Origin of the sequence: Pelotalea chapellei, from assembly GCF_018531195.1 — a bacterium.
Classification (GTDB): domain Bacteria; phylum Desulfobacterota; class Desulfuromonadia; order Geobacterales; family Pseudopelobacteraceae; genus Pelotalea; species Pelotalea chapellei.
Window position 1 is genome coordinate 1 of the sequence record NZ_JAHDYS010000050.1, and the last position, 343, is coordinate 343.

The 343-nt window shown below is 52.2% G+C and carries 1 protein-coding gene; it reads left to right on the plus strand.

The annotated features are described in order from the left end of the window. The coding region (locus KJB30_RS17875; protein ID WP_214301726.1) for a hypothetical protein at nucleotides 1-343 on the plus strand (343 nt) is incomplete at both ends.

The following is a 343-nucleotide window of genomic DNA, read 5'->3' on the forward strand; positions in this document are numbered from 1 at the left end:
ACACCGACCGATGCTGTCAACTATTCTACTGCATCAGCTACGGTTTCGCTGACGGTCAGCACCAAGACAACTCCAACCATTACCTGGGCAACTCCGGCAGCGATCACTTACGGTACTGCCCTCTCCGCTACTCAGCTGAATGCTACATCCGGCGGAGTTGCCGGCACATTCACTTACTCTCCAGCCATCAGTACTGTATTAAATGCAGGTTCACAAAATCTGACCGCTACGTTCACACCAACAGATACAACAACCTACAACACCACAACCAAGACCGTGACTCTGACCGTGAACAAGGCGGCAGCAACGGTCACTCTGGCAGGATTGACCGCTACCTATAACG